Annotated in this window: 9 protein-coding genes; 6 read left to right on the top strand and 3 right to left on the bottom strand. The window is 66.2% G+C overall.

Annotated elements, in window-relative coordinates; translation table 11 throughout:
* Nucleotides 1-28 precede the first annotated feature (28 nt).
* The 3 genes from AD428_RS14345 to AD428_RS14335 all read right to left on the bottom strand — a co-directional run bounded on the left by AD428_RS14345 (nt 29) and on the right by AD428_RS14335 (nt 1,845).
* Nucleotides 29-454, bottom strand: a complete 426-nt coding sequence (locus tag AD428_RS14345) for an organic hydroperoxide resistance protein (protein ID WP_053245620.1) — start codon at nt 452-454, stop codon at nt 29-31.
* Nucleotides 455-619: 165 nt separating this feature from the next.
* Nucleotides 620-1,075 (bottom strand): MarR family winged helix-turn-helix transcriptional regulator, encoded by a 456-nt coding sequence (locus tag AD428_RS14340; protein WP_053245619.1) that lies wholly within the window; start codon nt 1,073-1,075, stop codon nt 620-622.
* A 71-nt stretch (nt 1,076-1,146) separates the two neighbouring features.
* The gene (locus AD428_RS14335) at nt 1,147-1,845 is read right to left on the bottom strand and encodes a Crp/Fnr family transcriptional regulator (RefSeq protein ID WP_053245618.1); all 699 of its coding nucleotides are present in this window, start codon (nt 1,843-1,845) and stop codon (nt 1,147-1,149) included.
* Nucleotides 1,846-2,009: 164 nt separating this feature from the next.
* On the opposite strand from AD428_RS14335, the gene AD428_RS14330 reads away from it, so the two are divergent.
* The 6 genes from AD428_RS14330 to AD428_RS14305 all read left to right on the top strand — a co-directional run bounded on the left by AD428_RS14330 (nt 2,010) and on the right by AD428_RS14305 (nt 9,411).
* A complete protein-coding gene (locus tag AD428_RS14330) occupies nt 2,010-3,986 on the top strand; it encodes an AMP-dependent synthetase/ligase (protein ID WP_053245617.1) in 1,977 nt (658 codons plus the stop codon).
* Nucleotides 3,987-3,991: 5 nt separating this feature from the next.
* Nucleotides 3,992-4,876, top strand: coding sequence for an ABC transporter ATP-binding protein (locus AD428_RS14325; protein ID WP_053245616.1), 885 nt, complete (start codon nt 3,992-3,994; stop codon nt 4,874-4,876).
* A 3-nt stretch (nt 4,877-4,879) separates the two neighbouring features.
* The gene (locus AD428_RS14320) at nt 4,880-5,809 is read left to right on the top strand and encodes a branched-chain amino acid ABC transporter permease (RefSeq protein WP_053245615.1); all 930 of its coding nucleotides are present in this window, start codon (nt 4,880-4,882) and stop codon (nt 5,807-5,809) included.
* Between the two features lie 27 nt (nt 5,810-5,836).
* Nucleotides 5,837-6,901, top strand: a complete 1,065-nt coding sequence (locus AD428_RS14315) for a branched-chain amino acid ABC transporter permease (protein WP_053245614.1) — start codon at nt 5,837-5,839, stop codon at nt 6,899-6,901.
* A gap of 224 nt (nt 6,902-7,125) precedes the next feature.
* Nucleotides 7,126-8,460, top strand: coding sequence for an ABC transporter substrate-binding protein (locus AD428_RS14310; RefSeq protein WP_082308412.1), 1,335 nt, complete (start codon nt 7,126-7,128; stop codon nt 8,458-8,460).
* Nucleotides 8,461-8,565: 105 nt separating this feature from the next.
* Complete coding sequence (locus AD428_RS14305; RefSeq protein ID WP_053245613.1) at nt 8,566-9,411, top strand: ABC transporter ATP-binding protein; 846 nt, start codon at nt 8,566-8,568, stop codon at nt 9,409-9,411.
* The last annotated feature ends 15 nt before the right edge of the window (nt 9,412-9,426 follow it).

Genomic DNA, 9,426 nt, shown 5'->3' with positions numbered 1-9,426 from the left:
GCGGGCCGGCGCGGCGGATGGCGCCGCCTCAGACGAGGGTCAGCGTCACGTCGATATTGCCGCGCGTGGCGTTGGAGTACGGGCAGACGGTGTGCGCCGCCGACACCAGCTTCTCGGCCTGCGCGCGGTCCATGCCGGGCAGCGAGATCTTCAGTTCCACCTCGATGCCGAAGCCCGTGGGGATCGGCCCGATGCCGACCACGCCCTGCACCGACGCGTCTGCCGGCATCGCGATCTTGTCGCGGCCCGCCACGAATTTCATCGCGCCCAGGAAGCAGGCGGAATAGCCCACCGCGAACAATTGCTCGGGATTGGTGCCCGGCGCGCCCGCGCCGCCCAGCTCGCGCGGCGTCGTCAGCTTGACGTCCAGCACGCCGTCGTCGCTCACGCCGCGGCCCTCGCGGCCTCCGGTGACGGTGGCGCTGGCGCGATAGAGAACTTTTTCGAGAGACATGATCGGATTCCTCAAAGAATGAAAACACGTTGGGAGACTGCTGCGCCTCGCGGGCCATTCCGCCGCGGCGCCTCTGCCGTATTGCCACACTGCGGCATTTCTTCTAATACGCTATTGAATAGCGCACTATTCATATCCCGTGCGCCCGCGGCGCGGGCGCGCCCTTCAGCCGTTTTCCGCGAGCCGTCCGCGCAAGTCGTGGAGCAGTCGGGCAAGCTCCTGCGCCTGCTGCGCCGAGCATTGAGCGGCCGCGCCGATCGCCGACGGGATGCCTTCGGCCTGGGCGCGCAGCTCCCGGCCCTGCCGCGTAAGGCTGACGATGACCTGCCTTTCGTCTTCCCGCGCCCGGGTCCGCTCCAACAGCCCCGCCGCCTCCAGGCGCTTGAGCAGCGGGGTCAGCGTGGCCGAATCGAGAAACAGGCGTTCGCCGATGTCGGTAACCGTCAAGCCGTCGCCTTCCCAGAGCACCAGCATCACCAGGTACTGCGGATAGGTCAGGCCCAGCCTGCCCAGCAGCTTGCGATACGCCTTGTTCATGGCGAGCGACGTGGCGTACAGCGCAAAGCAGAGCTGGTTGTCCAGCAGCAGCGGATCGGTTTGGGGCTTGGCCTTGATTTTCATAGCGCAATATTAAATAGCGCACTATTTAACGATCAAGCCGCGGCGGCCATGAAATTTTCCTATCGCGTTCATCAGGCCGCGGGATCCTGCCCCTGCCCCGGGCCGTAGCGTTTCAGGCCCTCCAGATCGAGCACGCGCACCGCCCCGTATTCCACCTTCAGCAGGCCGGCCTCTTCCAGCCTGCGCAGCGCCTGGTTCGCGCGCTGGCGCGAGACGCGCGCCAGGTAGCCGATTTCTTCCTGGGTGATCGCCAGGCGCATTCCCATGCCCGGATAGAGCAGCGGGTTGAAGAGCTCGCCCAGGCAGCGGGCCACCCGCGCGTCCGGGTCCAGCAGGCGGTCGTACTCCGCCTTGCCGATGAACTGCGCCACCCGCTCGTTCAACTGGTCGAGCAGGTAGCGGTTGAAGGGAATGCTGTTGTCCAGCAGCCAGTCGAAGGTGGCCGCCGGCATGCGCGCCACCACCGAATCGCGCAGCGCCACGATGTCGTACTTGCGGATCTCGCGCTTGAGCAGCGAGCCCTCGCCGATCCAGCCGCCGGCCGGCACGCCGGTAAGAGATGCCACCTTGCCCTCGGCGTTGCCGACCGAGACCTTGATCAGGCCGGCCAGCACGCCTATCCAGGCCTGTGCCGGCTCGCCTTTGCGTTCTATGATCGATCCGGCCGGCGCCTGCTGCACCGACACGTCGCGCTCGACGCGCGCCTGCTGCTCATCGCTGAGCAGGCGGAACCACGCCGCGGCGAATCGCAGGGAGTCGGATGGCTGCATCGGGAATACCCTAAAAATTCCTTGAATGTCGCGATGGTGACAGTTGGTAGCAACCCAACCTTATACCTTAACTGTTGCCGTAAATCTAAAACCAGCTGGTCAGGCACCGCAGCGCGCCACTCTCGAAGTCGCCGCGGCGGCGGGCCCAAACCGGAGGAGACAACGTGGCACACTCAACGCCCGCATCGGCAGGCACGCCGGCGGCGCTGGACACCTTTCCCGCGCTGCTGCTCGCACATGCCAGCGCAAGGGGCTCGCGGCCCGCGATGCGCGAGAAAGACCTGGGAATCTGGCAGACGCTGACCTGGTCGCAGGTGGCCGACCACGTGCGCCTGGCCGCCAACGGCCTCGCGGCCCTGGGCATCGGCCCCGGCATGCACGTCGCCGTCATCGGCGAAAACCGCCCCCGCCTGTACATGGCCATGATGGCCGCGCAGTGCCTGGGCGCCATCCCGGTTCCGCTCTACCAGGACGCCGTGGCGCAGGAAATGGTCTACGTGCTGCAGGACGCCGAAGTCGGCGTCGCCGTGGTCGAAGACCAGGAGCAGGTGGACAAGATGCTGGAAGTGCGCGGGCAGTGCCCCGCCCTGCGCCACGTGGTGTACGACGACCCGCGCGGCCTGCGCCACTATGCCGACCCCATGCTGCGTTCGTACGAGCAGCTGGAAGAGGCCGGGCGCGAGCATGCGCAACGGCATCCCGGCTTTTTCGACGCCGCCGTGGCGGCCGTGCAGCCGCACGACCCGGCCGCCATGTTCTATACCTCGGGCACCACCGGCAAGCCCAAGGGCGTGGTGCTCACGCACCACGCGCTCATCGACCGCGCGCGCGCCGTGGCCGAGATGGAAAAGCTGACCGACCGCGAAGACGTGCTGGCCTACCTGCCCCCGGCCTGGATCGGGCAGAACATGTTCTCCTACACCCAGTTGCTGGTCAGCGGGTTCACCGTCAATCACCCCGAGTCGCCCGATACGGTCGCCATCGACATGCGCGACATCGGCCCCACGTATTACTTCGCGCCGCCGCGCGTGCTGGAAGGCCTGCTCACGCACGTCATGATCCGCATGGAAGATGCGGGCTATCTCAAGCGCAAACTGTTCCACGCCTGCATGAACCTGGCGCGCCGCGTCGGCGCGCGCATCCTCGACGGCAAGTCCGTGGGCGCCTGGGACCGCCTGTGCTATGCGCTGGGCAACGTCCTGGTCTACGGTCCGCTGCGCAACGCGCTGGGCATGAGCCGCGTACGCGTGGCCTACACGGCGGGCGAGGCCATCGGCCCCGATCTGTTCGTCTTCTACCGCTCCATCGGCATCAATCTCAAGCAGCTCTACGGCTCCACGGAAACCTCGGTGTTCGTCTGCGTGCAGCCGGACGGCCAGGTGCGCGACGACACCGTGGGCCCGCCCGTGGCGGGCGTGGACATCCGCGTGGCCGGCAACGGCGAGATCCTGGTCAAGAGCCCCGGGCTCTTCAAGGAGTACTACCGCAATCCGCAGGCAACCGCCGAGGCGCGCAGCGAAGACGGATGGTTCCACACTGGCGACGCGGGCTACCTGGACACCGACGGGCAGCTCAAGATCATCGACCGCGCCAAGGACGTGGGCAAGCTGGCCGACGGCAGCCTGTTCGCGCCCAAGTACATCGAGAACAAGCTCAAGTTCTTCCCGCACATCAAGGAAGCCGTGGCCTTCGGCGCGGGACGCGACCGCGTGTGCGCCTTCATCAACATCGACCTGGAAGCCGTGGGCAACTGGGCCGAGCGGCGCGGGCTGCCCTACGCCGGCTACACCGACCTGGCCGGCAAGGACGAGGTGTACCAGCTTATCGGCGAATGCGTCGAGAAGGTCAACGCCGATCTGGCGGCCGACCCCAAGCTCTCGGCTTCGCAGGTCAGCCGGTTCCTCATCCTGCACAAGGAATTGGACCCGGACGACGACGAGCTCACGCGCACGCGCAAGGTGCGCCGGGCCTTCATCGCGCAAAAGTACGGCGTGCTGGTGGAAGCGCTCTTCAGCGACAGGCCGACGCAATTCGTCGAAACCGAAGTGAAATTCGAGGACGGCCGGGTCGGCAAGATTTCCGCCGACCTGAAGATCCGCTCCGCCCGGACCTTTCCCGCGATCACCGCCCGAGCCGCATAGACATCATGAGCCATACAGACCGCGACCAGCGCATCGGCGACGTGATGCTGGACATGCAGAACATTTCCCTGTCGTTCGGCGGCGTCAAGGCGTTGACGGACATTTCCTTCAATGTGCGCGAGCACGAGATCCGCGCCATCATCGGCCCCAATGGCGCGGGCAAGAGCTCCATGCTCAACGTCATCAACGGCGTCTACACGCCACAGCAGGGGACCATCGAGTTCCAGGGCAAGCGCTTCTCGCGCATGAACCCCCGGCGCGCGGCCGAAATGGGCATCGCCCGCACTTTCCAGAACCTCGCGCTCTTCAAGGGCATGAGCGTGCTGGACAACATCATGACGGGCCGCAACCTGCGCATGAAGTGCGGCCTGTTCGCCCAGGCCCTGCGGCTGGGGCCGGCCGAGCGCGAGGAAATCCGCCACCGCGAATTCGTCGAGAACATCATCGACTTCCTGGAGATCCAGGCGCACCGCAAGACGCCGGTCGGGCGGCTGCCCTACGGTCTGCAAAAACGCGTGGACCTGGGCCGCGCGCTGGCCATGGAGCCGCGCCTGCTGCTGCTGGACGAGCCCATGGCCGGCATGAACATCGAGGAAAAGCAGGACATGAGCCGCTTCATCCTCGACGTGAACGACGAGTTCGGCACCACCATCGTGCTCATCGAGCACGACATGGGCGTGGTCATGGACATTTCCGACCGCGTCGTGGTGCTGGACTATGGCAAGAAGATCGGCGACGGCACGCCCGGCGAAGTGCGGACGAACGAAGACGTGATCCGCGCCTATCTGGGCGTGGAAGGCAGCGCCGCGCCGGCCAACGACGCGGTGGCGCAGGCCGGCGGGGCCCGCGACGGCGCAAGCCCGGTCTCCGCTTCGACGACCACAAGGTGACGTATGGGATTTTTTCTGGAAACCGTATTCGGCGGACTGATGAGCGGCATGCTGTACGCGCTCATCGGCCTGGGCTTCGTGCTCATCTTCAAGGCCTCGGGCGTCTTCAACTTCGCGCAGGGCGCCATGGTGCTGGTGGCCGCCCTGTCCATGGCCCGCTTCTCGGAGTGGATCCCGCAGTGGCTGGGCTTTGACAACATGCTGCTGGCCAACGTGCTGGCCTTCATCGTGAGCGCGATCCTGATGTTCCTGCTGGCCGTGGCCATCGAACGCTTCGTGCTGCGCCACCTGGTCAACCAGGAGGCCACCACGCTGCTCATGGCCACGCTGGGCATCAGCTACTTCCTGGACGGCCTGGGCCAGATCTCCTTCGGCAGCTCGGTGTATTCGGTGAACGTGGGCATGCCCAAAGACCCGGCCATCATCCTCGACTCCATCTTCGAGGGCGGGCTGCTCATCAACCTGGAAGACCTGACCGCCGCCGTCATCGCCGCCCTGCTCGTGGCCGCGCTGGCGCTTTTCTTCCAGTACACGTCCACCGGCCGCGCGCTGCGCGCCGTGGCCGACGACCACCAGGCCGCGCAATCCATCGGCATCCCGCTCAACCGCATCTGGGTCATCGTGTGGAGCGTGGCCGGGCTGGTGGCGCTGGTGGCCGGCATCATCTGGGGCTCGAAGTTCGGCGTGCAGTTCACGTTGTCCACGGCGGCCCTGCGCGCGCTGCCCGTGGTGATCCTGGGCGGCCTGACGTCCGTGCCGGGCGCCATCCTGGGCGGGCTCATCATCGGCGTGGGCGAAAAGCTCTCCGAGGTGTATCTGGGGTCGCTCGTGGGCGGCGGCATCGAAATCTGGTTCGCCTACGTGCTGGCGCTGGTGTTCCTGCTGTTCCGTCCGCAAGGGCTGTTCGGCGAGAAGATCATCGACCGCGTGTAAGCGCACGGGCCTTCTGGGAAAAAACACATGTTCTATCGCGAAAACGGCCAGTTCAAGACCAGCTACCGCGCCGACCAGCAGATCTTCCCCATCCGCCAGGACCGCGTGTTCGTGTGGGCGCTGCTGGCCGTGGCCTTCATCGTCGTGCCCGCGCTGGCCAGCGACTATCTGCTGCGCGCCATTCTCATCCCGTTCCTCATCCTGTCGCTGGCGGCGGTGGGACTGAACATCCTGGTGGGCTACTGCGGCCAGATCTCGCTGGGCACCGGCGCCTTCATGGCGGTGGGCGCCTATGCGGCGTGGAACTTCGGCGTGCGCTTCCCGGGCATGCCGCTGCTGCTGCAGATCCTGCTGGGCGGCTGCTTCGCCACGCTGGTGGGCGTGGTGTTCGGCATTCCCAGCCTGCGCATCCGCGGCCTGTACCTGGCCGTGGCCACGCTGGCCGCGCAGTTCTTCGTGGACTGGGCCTTCCTGCGTATCCCCTTCTTCACCAACTACTCGCCCTCGGGCAGCGTCTCGGTGCCGCCGCTCACGGTCTTCGGCGTGCCGGTGCAGAGCTCCACGGAGAAGTACCTGTTCGTGCTCGCCTTCGTCGCCGTGTTCAGCCTGCTGGCCAAGAACCTCGTGCGCGGCGCGATCGGACGCCAGTGGATGGCGATCCGCGACATGGACGTGGCCGCTTCGGTCATCGGCATCCGGCCCATGTACGCCAAGCTCACGGCCTTCGCGGTCAGCTCGTTCATCGTGGGCGTGGCGGGCGCGCTCTGGGGCTACATCCACCTGGGTTCGTGGGAGCCCCTGGCCTTCGACCTGGCGCGTTCGTTCCAGCTGCTCTTCATGGTCATCATCGGCGGGCTGGGGTCCATCATCGGCAGCTTCTTCGGCGCGGCGTTCATCGTGCTGGTGCCGGTGGCGCTGACCAACGTGCCGCATATGCTGGGCCTGTCGCTGTCGGTGGACACGGCGGCGCACGTGGAACACATGGTGTTCGGCGCGCTCATCGTGTTCTTCCTCATCGCCGAGCCGCACGGACTGGCGCGGCTGTGGAGCATAGGCAAGGAGAAGCTGAGGATCTGGCCGTTCCCGCACTGATATTGCCCCCGAAAGCGCCCGCGGCGCCGGACCCCGCAGTGCCGCGAATGCAGGGAGCGCAGGAAGTGGAAGAGCAGGAGACACAAGCAAAACGTTGGGTCCGTATCGATCATTGCCGGCCGTGGCGGCACGACCTCGCGGCTCGGCATCCTGAATACCCGGCTACAGACCGGGCCAATCCCGGTGTCCCAGGGCGCGCTGCCCTTACACCACGCAGGAGGTAAATGGAGATGAAGCGTCTGAACCTGAAATTGGCGGCAGCCCTGGTCGCCGCAGCCGGCGCGGCCGGCGCCGTGTCCGCGCCGGCGATGGCGGACGAGCAGTTCGTTCCGCTCTTGGTGTACCGCACCGGCTCGTTCGCGCCGCTGGGCATACCCTGGGCCGACGGCAAACTCGACTACCTGAAGCTGGTCAACGAGCGCGACGGCGGCGTGAACGGCGTCAAGATCACTTACGAGGAATGCGAGACGGCCTATGCCACCGACCGCGGCGTGGAGTGCTACGAGCGGCTGAAGGGCAAGGGCACGGGCGCCTCGGGTTTCGACACGCAGTCCACCGGCATCACGTTCGCCGTGAGCGACAAGGCCATGGTCGACAAGGTGCCGGTGGAGACCATGGGCTACGGCCTGTCGCAATCGGTGGACGGCAGCGTGTTCGAATGGAACTTCCCGCTGCTGGGCACCTACTGGACCGCGGCCGACGTGATGATCCAGGACATCGCCAGGAAAGAAGGCGGCATGGACAAGCTCAAGGGCAAGAAGATCGCCCTGGTCTACCACGACTCCCCGTATGGCAAGGAGCCCATTCCGCTCCTGCAGAAGCGCGCCGCCAAGGAAGGCTTCGAGCTGCTGCTGTATCCGGTGACGGCGCCCGGCGTGGAGCAGAAATCCACCTGGCTGCAAATCCGCCAGCAGCGGCCCGCCTACGTGCTGCTGTGGAGCGCCGGCATCATGACGCCCACCGCCATCCGCGAGGCCCAGGCCAGCGGCTACCCGCGCGACAAGATGTACGCCATCTGGTGGGCCGGCTCCGAGGGCGACGTGAAAGACCTGGGCCAGGTCGCCAAGGGCTACAACGCCATCACCATCCACAACAGCGGCGCCGAGCACGACAAGGTGTACGACGACCTGAAGAAGTACGTCTACGACAAGGGCCAGGGCTCGGACAAGTCCGGCAATACGACCCTGGGCACCATCGCGCATACGCGCGGCATGATGATCTCCATGCTGCAGGTGGAAGCCATCCGCACCGCGCAGGAGAAGTTCGGCAAGGGCAAGGCCATGACGCCGGAACAGGTGCGCTGGGGCTTCGAGAATCTGAATCTCACCCAGGAGCGCCTGGACCAGCTCGGGTTCGGCCACATCATGCGGCCGGTGAAGACAAGCTGCGCCAATCACATGGGCGACGACTGGGCGCGCATCGTGCAGTGGGACGGCGCCAAGTTCAAGGTGGTGTCCGACTGGTACCAGGCCGACAAGAGCCTGCTGGAGCCGATGGTGAAGGAAGCCGCGGCGAAGTACGCCAAGGAGAAGAACATCACGCCCCGAGGATGCAACTGACCCCCGCAGCGCCTGCGGCGCCTCCCCACAGGGGTGCCGCAGCTTTCGTATGAACCGGCGGCCGGCGAACCGGCGGCCGGCCGCCACCACGCAGCAGGAACGATCATGACCGCAGCCACTACCGCCCACGATGCCGCCGCGCACGCCCCCAGGGTGCTGCTCGACGTGAACGGCATCGAGGTGATCTACAACCACGTCATCCTGGTGCTCAAGGGCGTGTCCCTGCAGGTGCCGGAAGGCCGCATCGTGGCCCTGCTGGGGGCCAACGGCGCGGGCAAGACCACTACCCTGCGCGCCATCTCCAACCTGCTCAAGGGCGAGCGCGGCGACGTGACCAAGGGGTATATCCAGTACCGCGACCAGCGCATCGAAAAGCTGTCGCCCGCCGAACTGGTCAAGCGCGGCGTGGTCCAGGTCATGGAGGGCCGGCATTGCTTCGCCCACCTCACCATCGAAGAGAATCTGCTCACCGGGGCCTATACGCGCAGCATGAGCCGCGCGGAGACGGCGGCCGCGCTCGACCGGGTGTACCAGTACTTTCCGCGCCTCAAGCAGCGGCGCGCCAGCCAGGCCGGCTACACCTCGGGCGGCGAGCAGCAGATGACCGCCATCGGCCGCGCGCTGATGGCCAACCCGAACATGATCCTGCTGGACGAGCCCTCCATGGGCCTGGCGCCGCAGATCGTGGAAGAGATTTTCGAGATCGTGCGCGACCTCAACCAACGCGAGCGCGTCAGCTTCCTGCTGGCCGAGCAGAACACCAACATCGCCCTGCGCTATGCCGACTACGGCTACATCCTGGAAAACGGCCGCGTGATGATGGACGGCGAGGCGTCGGACCTGGCGCGCAACGAGGACGTGAAGGAGTTCTACCTCGGCATTTCCAGCGGCGAGCGCAAGAGCTTCCGCGACCACAAGTTCTACCGCCGCCGCAAGCGGTGGCTGGCCTGAATCGGCAACGACACC

This window comes from Achromobacter sp. DMS1, from assembly GCF_001270295.1.
This window is presented reverse-complemented; position numbering and strand designations above follow the sequence as displayed.